The following is an 18,306-nucleotide window of genomic DNA, read 5'->3' as shown; positions in this document are numbered from 1 at the left end:
GCGGGGAGGTCGCGTACCCCGGCGGTCCCGGCCGCCCCCGCACTCACCCTGCCGGGCCGCGCCAGTGGTAGAGGTGCACCGGGCGGCCGGTCTCGCCGTGTTTGAGGCGGTGGCGGACCAACCCGGCGCCTTCCAGGAGTTTCAGGTAGCGCTGCGCGGTCTGGCGGCTGAGGCCGGCGCGGTCGGCGACCTCCTGGGCCGAGAGGGCGTCCGGGGCGCTGTGCAGCACCTCCCGCACCAGGTCGGCCGTCAGGACCGAGTGGCCCTTGGGCAGGGTTTCCGCGGAGCCGGGCGGGGTGGGGGCACCGAAGACGCGGTCCACCGTCTCCTGGGTGGCGCCGGACCGCGGGGCCGTCGCCAACTCGCGGCGGAGCGCGGCGTAGCTGTCGAGCTTGCCGCGCAGATGAGCGAAGGTGAACGGTTTCACCACGTACTGCAGCGCGCCGTGGCGCTGGGCCGCGCGCACGGTCGCGGTGTCGCGGGCGGCGGTCACCATGATGACCTCCGTCTCCACGCCGAGGTCGTGCAGGCGGCGGAGGAGGGTGAGGCCGGACTCGTCCGGCAGGTAGTGGTCGAGCAGCACCAGGTCCACCGGGTGCTGCCGCAGGAAGAGCAGCGCGGCGGCGGCACTGTGCGCGGTTCCGGCGACGCGGAAGCCCGAGATCTTGGCCACGTAGGCGGCGTTGATCCGGGCCACGTCCGGATCGTCGTCGACGACCAGCACGTCGATCATGTCCGCGATCCCGCGTCGGCTTCCGACCGGGTGCGGGAGGGAGCGCCCTCCGCCGTGGCGGCCTCAGCCGTGGCGGCCTCCGGCCGGTCGCCCTCCGGCGGAAGCCGGTCCCCTTCCGCCGGATCGGCCGCCGGATCGGCCGCGGAGGCGGCCGCGGAGGCGGCCGCGGAGGCGGCCGCCAGGTCGACCGCGGAGGCGGCCGCGGAGGCGCATGCGGGATCGGCCGCGGAGTCACCCCCGCGGACGCGGTCCGGCGCCGCGTGGGCGGTGTCCGTCAGCGCCTCCGGCAGGACGACGCGGAACTCGGCACCGCCCCCGGTCCATGTGTCGTTCCCGGTGGCGGTACCGACCCGTACCGTGCCGCCCGCGCGTTGCGCGAACCGGCGGATCAGGGCCAGGCCGAGACCTCGGTGCGCCGTGCTGCCGCCCTCCTCGCCGCTGTCCGCGCCGGCATCCGCTGCGGCCTTCGTGGACCAGCCCTCCTCGAACACCGACTCCCGGTGCGCGGCGGGGACGCCCGGCCCGGTGTCGCGTACCGCGAGCACCACGGTGCGGTCGCCCTCGACGCGCAGCTCCACCTCGACCGCCGGTTCCGCGCTGCCCGCCGCCGCGTCCAGCGCGTTGTCCACCAGGTTGCCGACGACCGTGACGAGGCCGCTCGGATCGGCCAGCCGGTCGGGGAGGAAGGAGTCGGGGTGGAGGCGCAGTGCGACGCCGCGTTCGGCGGCCACCGCCGCCTTGCCGACCAGCAGGGCCGACACCAGGGGGTCGTGCACGCGCTCGGTGACCTCTTCGGCCGTGGCGCGATGCACCCCCAGCGCCTCGGTGACGTACCGCGCGGCGTCCTCGTGCAGGCCCAGTTCCAGCAGGCCGAGCAGGGTGTGCAGCCGGTTGGCGTGTTCGTGGTCCTGGGCGCGGAGGGCGTCGAGCAGACCGCGGGTGCCTTCGAGTTCGCGACCGAGGCGTTCGAGTTCGGTGCGGTCCCGCAGGGTGGCGACGGCGCCGCCGTCCGCGGTGGGCATCCGGTTGGCGACCAGGACGCGGGAGCCGCGCACGGTGACCAGGTCGCGGCCCGCCACCCGGCCGGAGAGCACGTCGGCTGTCCGGCCCGGGCCGAGGGCCTCGGTCACCGGACGGCCGAGCGCGTCGGCGCCGAGGCCGAGGAGCCGCTGGGCCTCGTCGTTGACGAGCCGTACCCGGCCGTCGGCGTCCAGCGCCACCACGCCTTCGGCGAGGCCGTGCAGCATCGCCTCGCGCTCGGCGAGCAGCGCCGAGATGTCGGAGAAGGCGAGGGCGTGGGTGCGGCGCCGCAGTCGCCGGGCGAGAAGGCAGGCGGCCAACGCTCCCACGGCCAGCGCGCCGCCTGCGTACGTCAGCAGCTTGGGGACGAGCGCCAGCAGGCTCTCGCGGACGTTCGCGTAGTCGATGCCGACGGAGACCGCGCCGATGATCCGGCCGTCGGCGTTCCGCAGCGGGGCCTTGCCGCGTGCGGTACGGCCCAGGGTTCCGTCGTCGATCTGGGCGACGTCCCGCCCTGACAGCACCGGTCCCGGGTCGGTGGAGACGTGCCGGCCGAGGGCCGAGGGCGAGGGGTGGGACCAGCGGATACCTCGCTCGTCCATGATCACCACATACTCGGCGCCGGTGGCGCGCCGGATGCGTTCCGCCTCCGTCTGCAGGGGGCCGCGCGGGCTGGGGCGCTCGGCGGCGTGCGCGGCGGCGGTCAGCTCGTCGGCCAGCCCCGGCCGGGCCGCGGTGGTCTGGGCGATCGCGAGGGCGCGGCGGGTGGCCTGCCGATCGAGCTGATCGCTCAGCGGGGCCAGGAACACTCCGCTGACCAGCGCGGTCACGCCGACGACGAGAGCGAGCTGGGCCGTCAGCACATGTGAGGAGACACGGCGTGGCGATCCGACGCGCATCCGCCCCGCCTCCTCTCGTCCGGTCTGTCCCGTCGGCCGTTCGTCCGGTCCGGCTGCCCGATCCGGTCGTCCGGACCCACCGGGTTCCCCGGCCTGGCCCGTCCCTCGGGTCCCGCTGTACTCGTCCGGTCCCGGACCCCGGTTCCGCAGTGCGCGGAGCCGGTTCCGCAGGGCCCGGACCGTCCGCCCGGCGCGGCCCGCCTGTCCGGAATCAACTCTTCCGGGCGCTTCTTGCCAGGAAGCGTAGAGGACGACCGCGGCCGGGTGTCCAGAGGAGCCCGGTCACATGATCCCGAAGAGCAGCCCCGCGCCCAGCACCGTCAGGGAGGTCAGCACCGCCCACTTGATCGTGAACCGGGTGTGCTCCCCGAACTCGACCTTCGCCATCCCGACCAAGACGTAGACCGCCGGGACCAGCGGGCTCGACATGTGCAGCGGCTGGCCGACGAGCGAGGCGCGGGCGATCTCCAGCGAGCTGACCCCGTGCGCGGCCCCGGCTTCGGAGAGGATCGGGACGATGCCGAAGTAGAAGCCGTCGTTCGACATCAGGTAGGTGAACGGGATGCTCAGGATCGCGGTGACCACCGCCATGTGCGGCCCCAGCGCGTCGGGGATCGCGCCGACCACGGTGCGCGCCATCTCGTCCACCATGCCGGTACCGGTCAGTACGCCGGTGAAGACGGCCGCGGCGAAGACCATGCCCGCCACGTTGAGCACGTTCTCGGAGTGCGCCGCGATGCGGGCCTTCTGGTCGGCCATGTCCCGGAAGTTGACCGTCAGCGCGACCGCGGCACCCAGCAGGAACAGTACGGGGATGGGGAGGAGCTGGGTGATCAGCAGGGCCAGGAGGGCGACGGTGAGGGCCGCGTTGAACCAGTACAGCCCCGGGCGGAGAGTGGACCGGTTCGGGTCGAGCACCGCGGCCCCGCCGGCCGCCGGGCCGGAGGGCGCCGCATCGCCCTCGGTGCCGGGATGCGCGGCGCTGCCGCTCCCCGCACCGGAGGGCACGCCGCCGTCCCCACCGCCGGTCCGGGCCTTGCTCAGCGAAACCCGTCCGGCGCCTGCCCGGGCCTCCGCTCCCGCGCCCACCAGTACGGTCTCCGCCCCGGCGGCGGACCCGGCCCCGGCGTCGGACCCGGCGTCGGCGGCGTGGCCGCGCTCGTCCCGCTCGTCCGCACCGGCGCCGGACGCACCCGCGCCGGACACACCGGCGGCGGACAGCAGGCCGAGGCGGCGGCGCTCCCGCAGGCCGAGGGCGTAGGAGAGGACCAGGACGCACAGCAGGCCGACGGCGAGCGCGGGGATCATCGGGACGAAGATGTCGCCCGCGTCCACGTGCAGCGCGGTCGCGGCCCGCGCGGTGGGCCCGCCCCAGGGGAGGGTGTTCATGACGCCGTTGGCGGTGGCGGCGACGCCGGTCAGCACGACGACGCTCATCCCCAGCCGCCGGTAGAGCGGCAGCAGCGCGGAGACCGTGATCATGAAGGTGGTCGAGCCGTCCCCGTCCAGCGAGACGATCGCGGCGAGCAGCGCCGTACCCATCACGATCCGCAGCGGGTCGGCTCTGCAGAACCGCAGGATGCCGCGGACGATCGGGTCGAAGAGGCCGACGTCGATCATGACGCCGAAGTAGATGATGGCGAACATCAGCATCGCGGCCGTGGGGGCGAGGTCGCCGACGCCGTCGAGGACGTACTCGCCCAGGTGCGCGCCCTGTCCGACCAGCACACAGAAGAGCGCGGGGATGAGCACGAGCGCGGCGATGGGGGACATCTTCTTGGCCATGATCAGCACCAGGAAGGTGGCGATCATGACAAATCCGAGGATCGTCAGCATGGAAGAACCAATCTCTCGCCCGCCGCGACGCGGCGGGGGAAGCCGCCCGCGCCCCTGCCGTGTCGCGGCGGGAGCCCGGTGCCCGGTGACGGAGCGCCCGGTGGCGGCCCTGCGACGGGCCGCGGCGCCCTGCGGTCGCCCGACGGTAAGCAGCGCCGACGCGCCGTCACAAGGGCGTCATCCGCGAGCAATATGCGCGAAACCCCAGCTCAAGCGGGGTGACTGGGAGATCCCGGTCGGGTGACTCGGGCTGTCCCGGTCGACGGGCGGCCGCGGCCGGACCTGCGGCACCGGCCCCGGCGGCCCGGCGGATGCGGCGCATCCCAGATGGGTGCGACGGCCCCGGCGGGCACCGCAGACCCCGGCGGGCACGGGCCGGTGCCATCGGGTCGGTGCGTCGCCGACCTGGTTGGACGCGGCGGCGCTGGGCACCCGGGGAGGGCACGCGGTGTGAGGGGAGTGAGAGGGCGTGCCTACGGAAACCATGGAAACCGTCCGCATCAGGACCGGCGGCGGAACGGTGCTCACCGGTGATCTCCAGGTGCCGGACCGGGTGACGGGCGCCGTACTGTTCGCGCACGGCAGCGGCAGCTCGCGCTTCAGTCCCCGCAACCGCGCGGTCGCTGCCGCGCTGCGCGAGGAGGGGCTGGCCACCCTGCTGCTGGATCTGCTGACCGAGGACGAGGAGCGGATCGACGCCGCGACGGCGGAGCACCGGTTCGACATCCCGCTGCTGGGCCGCCGACTGGTGGCAGCCGTCGACGAGCTGACGCGCCACGGCCGGACGGCGGGGCTGCCGGTGGGCCTGTTCGGGGCGAGCACCGGGGCGGCGGCGGCACTGACGGCCGCGGCCGAGCGGCCGGGCACCGTGTACGCGGTGGTCTCCCGCGGAGGCCGGCCCGATCTGGCGGGCGACACCCTGCCGCAGGTGCTGGCCCCGGTACTGCTGATCGTCGGTGGTGACGACCACCAGGTGCTGCGGCTGAACGAGGCCGCCGCCGAGCGGCTGCGCGCCCCGCACCGGATCCACATCGTCCCGGGCGCCACCCACCTGTTCGAGGAGCCCGGCACCTTGGAGGAGGTCGCGCGGGTGGCGGCCGGTTGGTTCGCGCTCCCGCCCACCACGGACGGCGAGTGAGGCCCGGGACGGGACGGCCCGGACCGGGACGACCGGGACCGGGCCAGCCCGGCATCGGCCGGGCGTAGCGAGAAGGGAGCCGAGATGCGTTTCGCAGACCGCGTCCAGGCGGGCCGCGAACTCGCCGCGGAAGTCAGCCGATTGCAGCGTACGGAGGAGTTGCGGGATCCACTGGTGCTGGCGCTGCCGCGGGGCGGCGTACCCGTCGCCGCCGAGGTGGCACGCGCGCTGCACGCGCCGCTGGACGTGCTCGTCGCCCGCAAGATCGGGCTGCCGGGGCGGCCGGAGTACGGCGTCGGAGCCATCGCCGGGGAGGATCCGCCGGTCTACGACACGACGGCCCTGGAGATGCTGGGGCTCACCGCCGACCGGCTGTCCTCGACGGTCGCGCACGAGCGCACCGAGATGCACCGCCGCCAGGACCTCTACCGGGGCGACCGCCCCGAGCCGCGGATCGAGGGCCGTACCGTCCTCGTCGTCGACGACGGGCTGGCCACGGGCGTCACGGCCCGGGCCGCGCTGCGGCATCTGAGGCGGCAGCGGCCCGCGCGGCTCGTCCTGGCGGTCCCGGTCGGCTCACCGCAGGCCGTCAGGGACCTCAGCCGCGAGGCGGACACCGTGCTCTGCCCGAACCAGCCGGCCGTCTTCGAGGCCGTGGGCCTCTGGTACCAGAACTTCCCGCAGATCACCGACGCGGAGGTCACCGAGGCCCTGCACGCGACGACGGCCGGCTGAGGCACCCGGGGCCACGCGGTCGGCCGCTGCCGCCGCTGCCGCATCGGCGACAGCCGACGACGGCGCGCAGCGGCGCACTGCGGGCGAGCCCGCGCCGGGGTGCCCGGAATCATCCGGGCACCCCGGCGGTGAGGTCCGGGGCGACTGCTCCGGCGCCGAGAATGCGGCGCCGGAGGCGTTCGAGGTTGCCGTCAGGCCGCTGCCGCGACGTCGGAGGCGACCGCCGGGGTGCGGCGCGCGGTCTGCCCGGCGCCGGTCGCGCGGGGGGTGCCGCGCCCGGTACCGGTACGCCCGGTCCTGCCGGTGCGGCCGGAGCTCGTCTCCGCGGGGCGGCGTGCGGCCCGGCGCTCGTGCTCGACCTGGCGGCGGACCCGTTCGCAGCTCTTGGACAGCAGCCGGGAGACGTGCATCTGGGAGATGCCCAGTTCCTCGCCGATGCGCGACTGGGTCATGTCGCGGAAGTAGCGCAGGTACAGCACCTGCCGCTGGCGCTCGGGCAGTTCACGCAGGCACGGCTTGACCGCCTCCCGCGCCACCACCGTGTCGTACTCGGGTTCCGAGACCCCGAGCGTGTCGGCGAGCGAGAAGCCGTCGTCGGCACTCCCCGCGACCGACGCGTCCAACGACAGCGAGCGGAAGCTGTCCAGCGCCTCCAGCCCCGCGGCCACGTCCTCCTCGGACATGCCCGTGTGCTCGGCGATCCGCGCCACCGACGGCGGGCCTTCCTCCAGGCCCGCGGTCAGCTCCCGCACGGCGTTCCGCACCTTGTTCCGCAGCTCCTGCACTCGCCTGGGAACATGCACGTCCCAGGTGTGGTCACGGAAGTGCCGCCGGATCTCACCGGTCACGGTCGGCACCGCGAACGGCACGAACGGCGTTCCCTGCGCGGGGTCGTAGCGGTCCACCGCCTTGACCAGACCGAGCGCGGCGACCTGCTCCAGGTCCTCCAGCGACTCACCGCGGTTGCGGTACTTGGCGGCCAGCCGATGCGCCATCGGCAGCCACGCCTCCACCAGTCGGCCGCTCAGCTCTTCCCGCTCCGGGCCTTCCGGCAGCGCCGCCAGCCGCGCGAAGTCCTCCGCGGTGTCGGGTGCGTCGTCGTGGCTGTGGCGGGTGCGCTGGGGCCGGTACCTCACGGGGCACATGGGATCGGGCTCCTCCGGGTGTCGCTGACACATGGACAACCGCGGGAGAAGCGGCCCGGGTGACACACCCGGGGGACCCTGGGGGTCTCCTCCCGCGATGTGCCTGTACTCCCAAGCACGTGGAGTCTCGTGTATCCGACTCCGGCTCCGGTAAACACCCGCACCTGTCAGGTGGACGCCCCCGACCCTGCCGGGGGACGCACGCCCGGCCCTGTGCCCCGGTCGGCCGCTTCACCGGCGGCCCGCACGTACCCCCAGGACCCGGCGGCAGCACGGCGCGGAGCGGCCGAGTGTTCCTGGGGCTGTTCCTCGGACTGTCCGGGACTGCACGGGACCGTACGGAGTTTGTGCGGTTCTGTGCGGGACGGTCGGAGCGCGCAGCGGCGGCGGGCCCGCGTGGAGGTGCGCCCGGACGGGGGGCGTAAGGTCGGCGTCCGGCCATCTGCATCCATGTAGATGGCCGGTTGTTTGTCCATACCCTCACCAGGAGATTCTCCGCATGACGACCGACAGCGCCACCGGTCCGCCCATCTACAGCAGCCTGATCGAGGAGCACGGCGACGTGCCGGGCGATGTACGCCAGGCCGCCGAGGCACTCACCCAGGAAGCCGAGCAGGCGGTGGACTTCTCGCCCGTGCACCACCGCCACCCCAGTACCGGAAGACCGGAGTCGGCCGAGCCTCCGGCGCCCGGTCCTGCCGTCGGCCCTGCCCCTGCCGCCGGCCCTGCTCCTGCCGCTGCTCCCGAGCAGCCGCGCCGCTACGCGCCGCCCGCGCCCAAGGCGCCGACCGGGCCCTCCGGCCCGCGAGCCGGTCAGCAGCCCGGCCGCCCGGCCGCGGAGCGGCCGCAGGAGTACGCGACCGAGTAGTCGGAGGTCCCACCGCGGACCGGAGCGGCGCGATTCCGCGGACGCGGTCCGCTGACCGGCCCCGCAGCCGCGGCTGCGCGCATCGGGGCCGGGCGCCGTTCGGGACCGGGTCCCTCGGGACCGGGTCCCGTCCGGGGCCGCGGCGGGGTCGGGATCCAGCCGGAAGGGGCTCAGGCGGCCCGGCTCGGGGTCGGCCGCGCAGCTCGGTGCAGCGAGCGCGTGCCTCGGCGCCGGCCGCGCAGCCCGGGACGACGAGCGCGTGGCGCCGGACCGGCCGACTGGTCGGCTCGCAGGGGTGTCGCACCGGTCGCCTGGCCGGTGTCCGCACCGGTCGTCTGCCGGTCGGCGGTCGTCTACCGGTCGGCGGTCGTCTACCGGTCGGCCGGACGGTGTCCGCACCGTCTGCGGGTCACCGGGCGGTGTCCGCGCGGGTCACATGACGGAGTCAGCGCTGTGCGCGCAACTCGCGGCGGTCCGAGGGGCCGCTTCTGCCGCGTCGGCCGGGCGCCGTCCGCACTTCGCGGAGGGCGGTGGCCAGATGCTTGCGCACCGGCTTGGGGACGGCGGCGCCCTCGGCGCCGGACACCAGTGCGGCGGCCACGCTCCGCAGCTTGACGTTGGAGTGCTGGGAGACCCGCACCAGGACCTGCCAGGCCGCCTCCGCGTCGCAGGGCGCCAGCGCCATCACCATGCCCCTGGCCTGGTCGATGACGGGACGGCTGGCCAGCGCCTCCCGGAGTTGCCCGACCTCCGTTTCGAGTGCGTCGATCCGCGCGGTCAGCTCCTCGCGCTCCCGCGCGGACAGCGGCGCGTCACCGGAGTCCGCCGAGCGGTCCGGTTCCGCATCACCGTCCGCGGCGGCGGGCTCGCACTCGGCCCTGTGCGCCGGGGGCGCGGCCGGGGCCGTCGCCTCGCCCGGCGGTACGGTTCTGGGCCGCGGGCATCCCGCGAGCGCAGACGTACGCGCAGACCCGGTTGCGGCACTCATCAAGCTCTCCCAGCGTCGGACGGTCCTTGAACACGGAACCGCTGTCACGACCGACCCCGCGTTCCGGACTCCTCCGAGCGTGAACCCACCGGCCCGACACCAGCAACCCTGCGCCAACCGGGCATCGCACCCGAAAAACGGCACCGGGGGCTGTGTCCCCAACCCGCCGGTGCCTCCGCGAGGCGAGCTCACTCTCGCGTACCGGTGCACGTAACCGCCGATCCGCCAGGGCAAACCCCTCGGAAGCGGCGGGGTGGCGGCTTCGGTGGCGGCCCGCCGGGCGCGGCGGAACGGAGTTCGGCCGGAAATCGCCCCCTGCCCCGGCCTCAGAAGCCGCCCCCGAAATCACCGCCGCCGAAACCGCCGCCGTCGCCGAAGCCGCCGCCGAAATCGCTCGGATCGGCGCCGCCCCCGGAGAAGTCGCCGCCGAAGTCGCCCCCGCCCGAGGGGTCGCCGAACCCGTCCGCGTACGGTCCGCCGAGCGCACCGCCCAGCAGGGTGCCCGTCAGCAGTCCGGGCAGCAGCCCGCCGCCGAAGTACCCGGCGGCCCACGGCGCGTACACCGGTCCGGCCTCCCAGTACGGCCGCGGCCCCTGCGGGGTGCCGACCTCGCGGGCCGCGGGCTCCTCGCCGCCGGCCAGCCGGGCGGCGTCCGCCGCGCAGACGGGGACGGCCCGCTCGGTTCCGCCCGGCGGCGCCCACTGCACGTCCTCGACCGACGGCCCGTGCCGCGGGTCGAAGAAGCACGGGGCCCGGCGCTCGGGCAGGGCCGTGCCGCGCAGCCGCGCGTCCAGGGTGGCGAGCGCGAACCGGCCGTCCGCCAGCGCCCGGCTCACCCCCCGTACGTCCTGCGGGCGGCGCGCGGCGGCCATCCGGGTCTTGGCGTCGTCGTACGCGTCGAGTGCCTGCGCGTAGTCCTCGCGCGCGGCATCCGCGTCCTCCCCGCCCGTGCTGTCCTCCCCGTCCGTCCTGTCCATCCCATCCGTCCCGCCCGCCTCGCCCCCGGTCCGGGCGGTGCCGGTGCCGCCTGGACGGGCGCGGGCGGTGGCGGTGGCCGGGTCGAAGCCGATCCGGCTCAACTCCTCGCCGAACGCGGTGATGTCCTCGTCCACGACCGGGCGCAGCTTCTCCAGTCCGGCCCGCTCCAGCCGGGCCCGCCGCCTGCGGGAGCCCCGGCTGACCAGGAAGGCGCCGGCCCCGGCGAGCAGCACCAGGACGCCGAGGGTGACGATCGCCGCGGTGCCGCCTCCGGTGCGCCCGCCGTCCCCGGCGGCCCCGCCCCCGTCCCAGGCCGCGGGCGCCGAACCGGATGCCTGCCGGACCGCGCGGTCGGTGAAGTCGGTGACCATCGCGCCCGGATCCCCCGGGTGCGCGCGCCGTACGGCGCCGACCGCGTCCCGGACGGCGTCCCGCGACATGACCTGGTGGTCGGCGCCCGCGTCGAAGCGGTCCCCGAGCGCGACCGCGTAGACGCCGGTGATGCCTGTCTCGGCGCGGAGTTCCTGCAGCAGCGTCTTCCGGTCGAAGTCGCCGTCGGCCGGCAGTACGGCGACGAGGACCGGCTTGTCGGCCCGTTCGACGGTGTTCCGCAGCGCCTTGGCGGCCGCCGGTGGGAGCACGTCGCGGGCGCGCGGGTCGACGTGGACGGGACCGTCCCGCAGTGCGGCGGCCACGGCGGAGACCCCGTCGCCGTCCGCGGCGCGCGGTCCGCCGGGACCCGCGGTCGTCAGCAGCAGCGCGACCAGCGCCCCGGTGAGCACCGACACGAGCCGCGCACCCCTTCGTACGGTGTTCATACGATCACGTTAGCGCAAAACGGTCATTCTCCACCTTTCAGGAGTGCAGCCCCGACAGCGAGAAGCACCCCTGACACGTCGTGAACTTTTCCGCCGAACCCGCCATCCAACGTTGTACCGGCCTCCGGGTCCGGCTCCGGGGCGGAGGCCAGACGCGGAGGCCGGCGCCTGACGGCCGCACCCCCGGGGGCGCCGCGGACATGTATACACCCCGTGTATACACATGATGTAGAGTCGCGCATGTCCATCCGCCACCCGCCCCACCGGCCTCCGCCGGACCGCCGGACCGGCGGACCGGCCGACCGACCGACCAGCCGACCGGCGAAGGCCGGTGACCGGCGGCCGACGGCCGACGGCGGACGGCCGACGGCGGACGGCCGACGGCGGACCAGCACCGATACCCACCACGACCCCTTCCGCTTCCGCCTCGGCACACCCGCCGAGGCATTCCCCTCAGACAATCCGCCGGGGCGATCCACTCCGGCCCCGGAAATGTCCCGAGCGGTGCGGCAGCCGAAGCCGACCCGCGCCGGCCCCGAGACGGCCGCCGCCCCACCCACGAACCCACCCCGGAGGTGCGCCCCTTGCTCCCCCCACTCAGCACCGGCCAAGGCTCCGGCCCGGCGGCCGGACCCCTGCTGCACGCCGAGGGCGTGCACAAGACCTACGGATCGACCGCGGCGCTCTCCGGTGCCGACTTCTCCGTCGCCGCCGGTGAGGTCGTCGCGGTGATGGGCCCCTCGGGTTCCGGCAAGTCCACGCTGCTGCACTGCCTGGCGGGAATCGTCCCGCCGGACGCGGGCCGGGTCACCTACCAGGGCCGGGAGATGTCGGCGCTCTCCGACGCGGAGCGCAGCGCGCTCCGCCGGGGCGACTTCGGGTTCATCTTCCAGTTCGGCCAACTGGTGCCCGAGCTGACCTGCCTGGAGAACGCGGCCCTGCCGCTGCGCCTGGGAGGCACACGCCGCAAGGAGGCCGAGGCGCGGGCCCAGGAGTGGCTGGAGCGACTGGAGGTCGACGACATCCGCCACCACCGGCCCGGCCAGGTGTCCGGCGGCCAGGGCCAGCGCGTCGCCGTGGCCCGCGCGCTGGCCGGATCGCCCCGCGTCGTCTTCGCCGACGAGCCGACCGGCGCGCTCGACTCGCTCAACGGGGAGCGGGTCATGCAACTGCTGACGGCAGCCGCCCGCGAGACCGGGGCCGCGGTCGTGCTGGTCACCCACGAGGCGCGGGTGGCCGCCTACTCCGACCGCGAGGTCGTCGTCCGGGACGGCACGGCACGGGACATGAGCGGTGTGGTGGGCGCGGTATGAGCGGCAGGCCCAGGGCGCACCGGGTGCGCGAGTGGACACGGGACCTGGCCATGGGCGCCGGGTTCGCCTTCGCCGGCCGTCAGGGCCGGCTCCGCACCCTGCTGACCGCCGTCGGGGTGGGGCTCGGGGTGGCGATGCTGCTGCTGGCCGCCGCGGTGCCGTCGATCATGAGCGCGCAGGAGTCCCGCCGGGACGCCCGCGCGGTCAACGGCTCGGTGCTGGGGAACGCCACCTCGACGGACGAGAGCCGGGCCACCGAACGCACCCTGCTGACGGCCGTGGCGAACACCACCTTCCACGGGCAGGACATCGACGGCCGGCTCCTGCAGGCCGACGGCAGCCACCCGGTCACCCCGCCGGGCACCGAGCGGATACCCGGCCCCGGCGAGATCGTGGTCTCGCCCGCACTGAAGGAGCTGCTCGACTCCGCGGAGGGCGCTGAGCTCGCGAAACGGCTGAACGCACGGGTCGTCGGCGTCATCGCGGACGACGGCCTGCTCGGACCGGCCGATCTCTCCTTCTACCTGGGCAGTGACACGCTGCGGGCCGAGGACGCGCAGCGCGTGAAGTACTTCGGCCACGTCGAGGAGCACCGCGACGTGGACCCGCTGCTGATCCTGCTCGGCGCGGTGGCGTGCGCGGTGCTGCTGATGCCGGTGGCCACCTTCATCGCGACGGCCACCCGGTTCGGCGGCGAACGGCGGGACCAGCGGTTGGCGGCCCTGCGGCTGGTGGGGGCCGACGCGGCCATGACCCGCCGGATCGCCGCCGGGGAGTCGCTGGCCGGAGCGGTGCTGGGACTGCTGCTCGGCGGCGCGGTCTTCCTGCTCGGGCGCGGACTGGCCGCGGACGTCACCCTCTTCGACGTCAGCGTCTTCCCCGCCGATGTGGTCCCGGACCCGGTGCTGGGCGCACTGGTGGTGCTCGGGCTGCCGCTGGTGACGGTCGGCGCCGCCGTGTTCGCGCTGCGGGGCGTGACGATCGAGCCGGTGCGGGTGACGCGGGAGAGCACACCGCGGCCGCGCCGTCTGTGGTGGCGGCTGCTGCCCCCGGTGGTCGGGCTGGCACTGCTGCTGCCGCTGGCCGGGACGCTGGGTCCGGGGGGCGGCGGCCAGGTGAACGAGTTCCAGGTCGCCGCCGGGGTGGTGGCGCTGCTGAGCGGGGTCGCGCTCCTGCTGCCCTGGATGGTGGAGCGACTGGTCGGCAAGCTGCGCGGGGGGCCGGTCTCCTGGCAGCTCGCGGTGCGCCGGCTCCAGTTGTCCAGCGGCACGGCGACCCGGGCCGTCAGCGGCATCACCATCGCCGTGGCCGGGGCCGTCGCACTGCAGCTCCTGTTCGCCGGGGCCCAGGCGGAGGCCAGCCACGAAACCGGTCTGAAGAAGTCCGCGCTGCGGCAGGTGAACGTCATCGACCTCACGGTGGACACCGCGGGCGCCCGGAAGCTGGACCGGGCCCTCGCCGCCACCCCGGGCGTCGCCGGGACCACCGGGTTCCTGGAGAGCACCCAGGAGATCGCGGGGAAGCCGGCGGGCACCGACGCTGCGGAGTACGCGCAGGTCATCGTGGGCGACTGCGGCACCCTGCGCGAGGTGGCGGAGATCGGCTCCTGCCGCGACGGGCAGGTCTTCCGCGCGGCGGCGGACCCGCGGGACGCGGACGAGGAGACCAGCCGTCCCGCTCCGCCGCGCCCGGGAGCCGCCCTCCGGGTGGCCGGGCCCGACGGCCGCGGCACCGGGAACTGGCGGATCCCCGACGACACGCCCACCGTGCCAGCGAAGCCGTCCGGCTGGGGCGCTCCGGTCACCGGGATCCTGGTGACGCCCGGCGCGCTCTCCCCCGACCGTCTCGATCTCCAGTACACCGGCTCGGTGCGGCTCCAGGACGAGGAGCCGGAGGCGCTGGAACACGTCCGGACGACCGTCTTCCGGCAGAGCCCGGCAGCCGACGTGTGGCTGTCGCAGCCGACAGAGGTCTCCGCAGGGTTCGCCGAGCTGAGCCGGGTCGTCTTCGCCGCGGCCACCGCGGTGCTGGTGCTCATCGCCGCCAGCATGGTCGTCTCCCAGGCGGAGCAGCTCCGCGAGCGCAGGCGGCAGTTGGCGGTGCTGGTGGCCTTCGGGACCCGCCGCGGCACGCTGGGCGCCTCCGTGCTCTGGCAGACGGCGATCCCGGTGGCGCTGGGTCTCGTACTGGCCTCGGCGTTCGGACTCGGCCTCGGCTGGACCCTGTTGAAGGTCATCTCGCGGCCGGTCGCGGACTGGGGCGTCGTCTGGCCGATGTTCGCCGTCGGCGGCGGGCTGGTCGCCGTCGTGACGCTGCTGAGCCTGCCACTGCTGTGGCGCATGATGCGCCCGGCCGGCCTCCGCACGGAGTGACGCGCGGCGGCGCGCTCCCCGGCGCCGCCCTCCCCCGCAGCCGCCGCCTCCCCGCGCCGCCGGAGCCGCAGTGCGGGGAGGCCCGAAGCCCGGGAAACGCGCACAGGACCGGGGGGAGGGAGGGAAGGGCGCAGGGAAAGGCGCAGGGAAAGGCGCGGGGAAGCATGCGATGAAGGGCACGAAGAAGCGCGCGAGGAAGGGCCCGCCACGGCCGCTCACGCTCCGGCGGCGGCGAACGGGCCCCCTTCCGCGAACACGAGCCCGGCGAAGCGTGCGCCGATGCGGCGGTGGGTGGCCGCGTCCGGGTGGAGCTCGTCGGGGAGCGGCAGTTCGGCGGCGTCCGCCTCGCCGTACAGCTCCAGTCCGTCGAGGTAGTACAGGTTCGGGTCGTCGGCCGCCCGGGAGCGCACCACCCGGGACAGCTCCTCGCGGATGCTCCGCAGGGTCAGCTTCCCCGCGGCGCGCTCCGCCGGATCGCCCATGGCCAGGAACCGCAGCCGACCCTCCCCGAGCGCTTCCAGGTCCGGGAGGCTGGGGCCGGGGGTGTCCTCGTGGATCGGGCACAGGAGGGACGAGACGACCAGCAGCGGCGTGTCGGGATGGCCCTCGCGGAGGGTGTCGAGGAAGCCGTGCACGGCCGGGGTGAAGGCACGCAGCCGCATCAGGTCGCTGTTGACCACGTTGATACCGATCTTGACGCTGATCAGGTCGGCCGGGGTGTCCCGCATCGCGCGGGCGGTGCCCGGGTCGAGCAGCGCACCGCCGCCCAGCCCCAGGTTGACCAGCTCCACGCCGCCGCTCGCGGCGGCGAGCGCGGGCCAGGTCGTGGTGGGGCTCGCCGCGTCGGAGCCCTGGCTGATCGAACTGCCGTGGTGCAGCCACACCCTGCGGCCCCGGTCGGGCAGCGGCTCGACGGGGGCGTCGGTGCGCAGGGCCAGCAGCTCGGTGGTCTCGTTGTGCGGCAGCCAGATCTCGACGTCCTTCATCCGGTCCGGCAGCCCGGTGAAGCGGAGCGTGCCGCCGTGGCCGGAAGCGGTCTCGGCGGTCCCAGCCGTCATGTCGACGGTCAGGATGTTGCCGCCCCGCACTCCGCCCTGGTCGGCCAGACTGCCGTCCACGACCAGGTCGTACACCCCGTCGGGGCGGGACGGGACACCGGCGTAGGCCCGCTTGGTGGGCAGGGTGTCGAGTTCGACGGCGGTCGCCGCGGTGCGGAAGGCCAGCCGCACCCCGGAGGGCTGGGACTCGGCCATGCGCAGTTGTCCGTCGTCGCACTGCGCCCGGGCCGCGGCGGGCAGCCAGTGCGGCAGCAGCCCGCGCTCGGTGCGCTCCAGTTCCAGCGCCCCGCGCACGAGGTCCGCGGTCAGGGGCGTGGTGGTCCAGTCGTCCTCGGCGTGCATGTCCTCAGCCTGTTCGCGTCGTCGGTGCGGGTCGGTACAGCGCTGTGCAGAGCGCTCCGGGCCGGGCCGGTACAGGTCGGTCCGGGCCGCTGCAGGTGGTCCGGGGTCCGGGTGCGGAGGGGCGTCACGGGCGGGGCTCGGGCCAGTTGCGCAGCAGGGCGTCGAGGGAGTCCAGCACCCGCTCCCACGTCACCTGGGTGTCCGGGGCGCTGTGGCTGAACCCGCCGCCCATCTCCAGGCTCACGTAGCCGTGGAAGACGCTGCCCAGCAGCCGGACCGCGTGCGTCTGGTCCGGCTCCGCCAGGTCGTAGCCGCGCAGCAGCGCCCGGGTCATCCGGGAGTGCCTGACTCCCGCGCTGGCCGCCGCGGTCTCCGGGTCGAGCCTGGTCTGCGTGGCGGCGTAGCGCCCGGGGTGTTCCCGCGCGTAGTCGCGGTAGACGTTCGCGAAGGCCGTCAGCGCGTCCTTGCCGGAGCGCCCGGCGAGCGCCTCGGCGGCCCGGTCGGCCAGCTCCTCCAGGGCGAGCAGCGCGATCTTCGTCTTGAGGTCCTGCGAGTTGCGCAGATGCGAGTACAGGCTCGCGACCTTGACGTCGAAGCGCCGGGCCAGCGCCGAGACGGTCACCTGGTCGAAGCCGACCTCGTCGGCCAGCTCCGCGCCCGCCCGGGTCAGTCGCTCCGTGGTCAGCCCCGCACGCACCATGACGATCCTCCTGTTCAGACGAGACGATTATGCATTTGCCTAACACCTTTAGGCAAATTAGCCTCACCCTTATGCAACCGTTGACCGAGCGAGAGATCCGGGCCGCGTTCGTGAACTGCACGAAGGGAGAGGCCCGGCGGCTGTCCGTGCCGCGCGACCTGGCCGAGCGGCCCTGGGAGGACCTGGACTACCTGGGCTGGCGGGACCCCCAGGCCCCCGACCGCGCCTATCTGGTCACCCGGCGGGGCGACCGCCCCAGGGCCCTCGCGCTGCGCTGCCCCGCCCCGGCCCCCTGGCAGACCCGGCGCAGCATGTGCTCGATATGCCTGACCGACCACACGAGCGGCGTCTCGCTGATGGTCGCGCCGATGGCCGGCAAGGCCGGGAAGCAGGGCAACTCGGTGGGCACCTACCTCTGCAGCGACCTGTGCTGCTCGCTCTACGTACGGGGCAAGAAGGACACGGGCCTCGCCGTCCGGTACCGCGAGTCGCTCACCGTCGAGGAGAAGATCCAGCGCGCGGCGGCCAACCTCGACGCGTTCTTGGCCAAGGTGACGGCCTGACCCCCGGCCCGGCCAAGGTGAGGGCCTGACCCTCGGCCCGGCCCCGGGGACCGCACGCCCCCGGCACGGCTGGAGCGGCACCGGAGGCCCCGCCCCGGGGGGCAGGGCCGCGGACACAGAGCAAAGGATGCCTCCGACTGTCGAGCCGGTACTCCCTTGCCGAGTACATGACTCGGGACGTCGCCAACTCCGGGGCAGTGGCAGACCACACGCTAGAGGCAGGCCCACCGCGCCTTTCACGGCTCGGGAGGCGCTTCGTGGTGCGGATCAGGTGATCGGCGCCGCGACATGCCGACCGGAGAGAGCCCACAGGAGGGCACCCACATGATCGAGACTGGCGGCATCGGCGCCTTCGTCAGCCTGGGCGTCGGCAAGGCCGAACCACGCCACCGCCGTCACCTCGGCCAGGGAATGCCCTTCGACAAGCGCCTGACCCAACAGCGCCCCCGAACTCCAGGCCCTCGGCAGGCCGAAAGCCAAACGCGGCCTGTACGCGTGGTGCCGTCGACCAGGTCGCCCCCGGTGGCACCCCGGCCCTGGATATCGCCCGCGGACCTGGACAGCGAGGTTCCACATCCGCCCGAGCCTGACTATGCGCGGATCGCTGACCGGTACCCCCGACGAGGCTGTGACGCGTACACAGCGGCCGGCCCTGCGGTCGTCGATCTGGACGATGCACCTCTCACCGACGTGGAAATGACCGACAGCTTCGGCGACCCTGCCGCCGAAGCCACCCACCTGCCCAGCAGACCGCCGGGGGCTGTTGGACAGATCCAGTCGCGGCTGGATCGAGTCCATGA

15 protein-coding genes are annotated in these 18,306 nt (G+C 74.7%); 6 read left to right on the top strand and 9 right to left on the bottom strand.

The features are described 5' to 3' along the window. Positions 1–43 precede the first annotated feature (43 nt). The 3 genes from BMX65_RS26180 to BMX65_RS26170 form a co-directional block, all read right to left on the bottom strand. Positions 44–733: a response regulator gene (locus tag BMX65_RS26180; RefSeq protein ID WP_075002820.1), complete on the bottom strand. Its 690-nt coding sequence runs from the start codon at positions 731–733 to the stop codon at positions 44–46. Continuing rightward, positions 730–2,652: a sensor histidine kinase gene (locus BMX65_RS26175; protein WP_079172095.1), complete on the bottom strand. Its 1,923-nt coding sequence runs from the start codon at positions 2,650–2,652 to the stop codon at positions 730–732. The genes BMX65_RS26180 and BMX65_RS26175 overlap by 4 nt, the downstream gene beginning before the upstream one ends. Before the next feature lie 282 nt (positions 2,653–2,934). Continuing rightward, a complete protein-coding gene (locus BMX65_RS26170) occupies positions 2,935–4,488 on the bottom strand; it encodes a CitMHS family transporter (RefSeq protein ID WP_075002819.1) in 1,554 nt (517 codons plus the stop codon). A 484-nt stretch (positions 4,489–4,972) separates the two neighbouring features. Between BMX65_RS26170 and BMX65_RS26165 the strand changes: the two genes are divergently transcribed. Both BMX65_RS26165 and BMX65_RS26160 read left to right on the top strand, forming a co-directional pair. Further along, positions 4,973–5,626, top strand: a complete 654-nt coding sequence (locus BMX65_RS26165; protein ID WP_075002818.1) for a dienelactone hydrolase family protein — start codon at positions 4,973–4,975, stop codon at positions 5,624–5,626. An 84-nt stretch (positions 5,627–5,710) separates the two neighbouring features. After that, positions 5,711–6,361: a phosphoribosyltransferase gene (locus BMX65_RS26160; protein ID WP_075002817.1), complete on the top strand. Its 651-nt coding sequence runs from the start codon at positions 5,711–5,713 to the stop codon at positions 6,359–6,361. Positions 6,362–6,552: 191 nt separating this feature from the next. On the opposite strand, the gene BMX65_RS26155 is transcribed toward BMX65_RS26160, so the two are convergent. Then, positions 6,553–7,506, bottom strand: coding sequence for a SigB/SigF/SigG family RNA polymerase sigma factor (locus BMX65_RS26155; protein WP_075002816.1), 954 nt, complete (start codon positions 7,504–7,506; stop codon positions 6,553–6,555). A gap of 499 nt (positions 7,507–8,005) precedes the next feature. On the opposite strand from BMX65_RS26155, the gene BMX65_RS26150 reads away from it, so the two are divergent. Then, positions 8,006–8,374 carry a hypothetical protein gene (locus tag BMX65_RS26150; protein ID WP_075002815.1) on the top strand — a complete coding sequence of 123 codons (369 nt, stop codon included), beginning with the start codon at positions 8,006–8,008 and terminating at the stop codon, positions 8,372–8,374. 445 nt (positions 8,375–8,819) lie between these two features. Here BMX65_RS26150 and BMX65_RS26145 read toward each other — a convergent pair whose 3' ends face one another. Next, on the bottom strand, positions 8,820–9,362 hold the full coding sequence (locus tag BMX65_RS26145) for an ANTAR domain-containing protein (protein WP_075002814.1): 543 nt from the start codon (positions 9,360–9,362) through the stop codon (positions 8,820–8,822). Positions 9,363–9,688: 326 nt separating this feature from the next. After that, entirely contained in the window at positions 9,689–11,158 is a 1,470-nt protein-coding gene (locus BMX65_RS26140; RefSeq protein ID WP_075002813.1) for a hypothetical protein, read from the bottom strand. Positions 11,159–11,742: 584 nt separating this feature from the next. On the opposite strand from BMX65_RS26140, the gene BMX65_RS26135 reads away from it, so the two are divergent. Next, positions 11,743–12,471 carry an ABC transporter ATP-binding protein gene (locus BMX65_RS26135; protein ID WP_075002812.1) on the top strand — a complete coding sequence of 243 codons (729 nt, stop codon included), beginning with the start codon at positions 11,743–11,745 and terminating at the stop codon, positions 12,469–12,471. Further along, positions 12,468–14,843, top strand: a complete 2,376-nt coding sequence (locus BMX65_RS26130) for an ABC transporter permease (protein WP_075002811.1) — start codon at positions 12,468–12,470, stop codon at positions 14,841–14,843. Before BMX65_RS26135 ends, BMX65_RS26130 begins: the two co-directional genes overlap by 4 nt. Before the next feature lie 215 nt (positions 14,844–15,058). Here BMX65_RS26130 and BMX65_RS26125 read toward each other — a convergent pair whose 3' ends face one another. Next, positions 15,059–16,243, bottom strand: a complete 1,185-nt coding sequence (locus tag BMX65_RS26125; protein WP_075002810.1) for a GDSL-type esterase/lipase family protein — start codon at positions 16,241–16,243, stop codon at positions 15,059–15,061. Positions 16,244–16,367: 124 nt separating this feature from the next. Next, positions 16,368–16,943 carry a TetR/AcrR family transcriptional regulator gene (locus tag BMX65_RS26120; RefSeq protein ID WP_075002809.1) on the bottom strand — a complete coding sequence of 192 codons (576 nt, stop codon included), beginning with the start codon at positions 16,941–16,943 and terminating at the stop codon, positions 16,368–16,370. Between the two features lie 71 nt (positions 16,944–17,014). On the opposite strand from BMX65_RS26120, the gene BMX65_RS26115 reads away from it, so the two are divergent. Beyond that, positions 17,015–17,506, top strand: a complete 492-nt coding sequence (locus BMX65_RS26115) for an FBP domain-containing protein (protein WP_075002808.1) — start codon at positions 17,015–17,017, stop codon at positions 17,504–17,506. 267 nt (positions 17,507–17,773) lie between these two features. Here BMX65_RS26115 and BMX65_RS32595 read toward each other — a convergent pair whose 3' ends face one another. Next, positions 17,774–17,986 carry a hypothetical protein gene (locus BMX65_RS32595; protein ID WP_143081889.1) on the bottom strand — a complete coding sequence of 71 codons (213 nt, stop codon included), beginning with the start codon at positions 17,984–17,986 and terminating at the stop codon, positions 17,774–17,776. Positions 17,987–18,306: the final 320 nt, after the last annotated feature.

Origin of the sequence: Streptomyces qinglanensis, from assembly GCF_900111245.1 — a bacterium.
In the GTDB taxonomy this organism is placed as follows: domain Bacteria; phylum Actinomycetota; class Actinomycetes; order Streptomycetales; family Streptomycetaceae; genus Streptomyces; species Streptomyces qinglanensis.
The sequence above is the reverse complement of the archived record's forward strand: the minus strand, read 5'-3'. Positions and strand labels throughout refer to the sequence as shown.

Coding starts and splice junctions, on each gene's coding strand:
- BMX65_RS26170 (WP_075002819.1), bottom strand. CDS start 4,488: ATGCTGACGATCCTCGGATTTGTCATGATCGCCACCTTCCTGGTGCTG.
- BMX65_RS26150 (WP_075002815.1), top strand. CDS start 8,006: ATGACGACCGACAGCGCCACCGGTCCGCCCATCTACAGCAGCCTGATC.
- BMX65_RS26115 (WP_075002808.1), top strand. CDS start 17,015: ATGCAACCGTTGACCGAGCGAGAGATCCGGGCCGCGTTCGTGAACTGC.
- BMX65_RS26120 (WP_075002809.1), bottom strand. CDS start 16,943: ATGGTGCGTGCGGGGCTGACCACGGAGCGACTGACCCGGGCGGGCGCG.
- BMX65_RS26140 (WP_075002813.1), bottom strand. CDS start 11,158: ATGAACACCGTACGAAGGGGTGCGCGGCTCGTGTCGGTGCTCACCGGG.
- BMX65_RS26175 (WP_079172095.1), bottom strand. CDS start 2,652: ATGCGCGTCGGATCGCCACGCCGTGTCTCCTCACATGTGCTGACGGCC.
- BMX65_RS26160 (WP_075002817.1), top strand. CDS start 5,711: ATGCGTTTCGCAGACCGCGTCCAGGCGGGCCGCGAACTCGCCGCGGAA.
- BMX65_RS26180 (WP_075002820.1), bottom strand. CDS start 733: ATGATCGACGTGCTGGTCGTCGACGACGATCCGGACGTGGCCCGGATC.
- BMX65_RS26165 (WP_075002818.1), top strand. CDS start 4,973: ATGGAAACCGTCCGCATCAGGACCGGCGGCGGAACGGTGCTCACCGGT.
- BMX65_RS26130 (WP_075002811.1), top strand. CDS start 12,468: ATGAGCGGCAGGCCCAGGGCGCACCGGGTGCGCGAGTGGACACGGGAC.
- BMX65_RS26125 (WP_075002810.1), bottom strand. CDS start 16,243: ATGCACGCCGAGGACGACTGGACCACCACGCCCCTGACCGCGGACCTC.
- BMX65_RS26145 (WP_075002814.1), bottom strand. CDS start 9,362: ATGAGTGCCGCAACCGGGTCTGCGCGTACGTCTGCGCTCGCGGGATGC.
- BMX65_RS26155 (WP_075002816.1), bottom strand. CDS start 7,506: ATGTGCCCCGTGAGGTACCGGCCCCAGCGCACCCGCCACAGCCACGAC.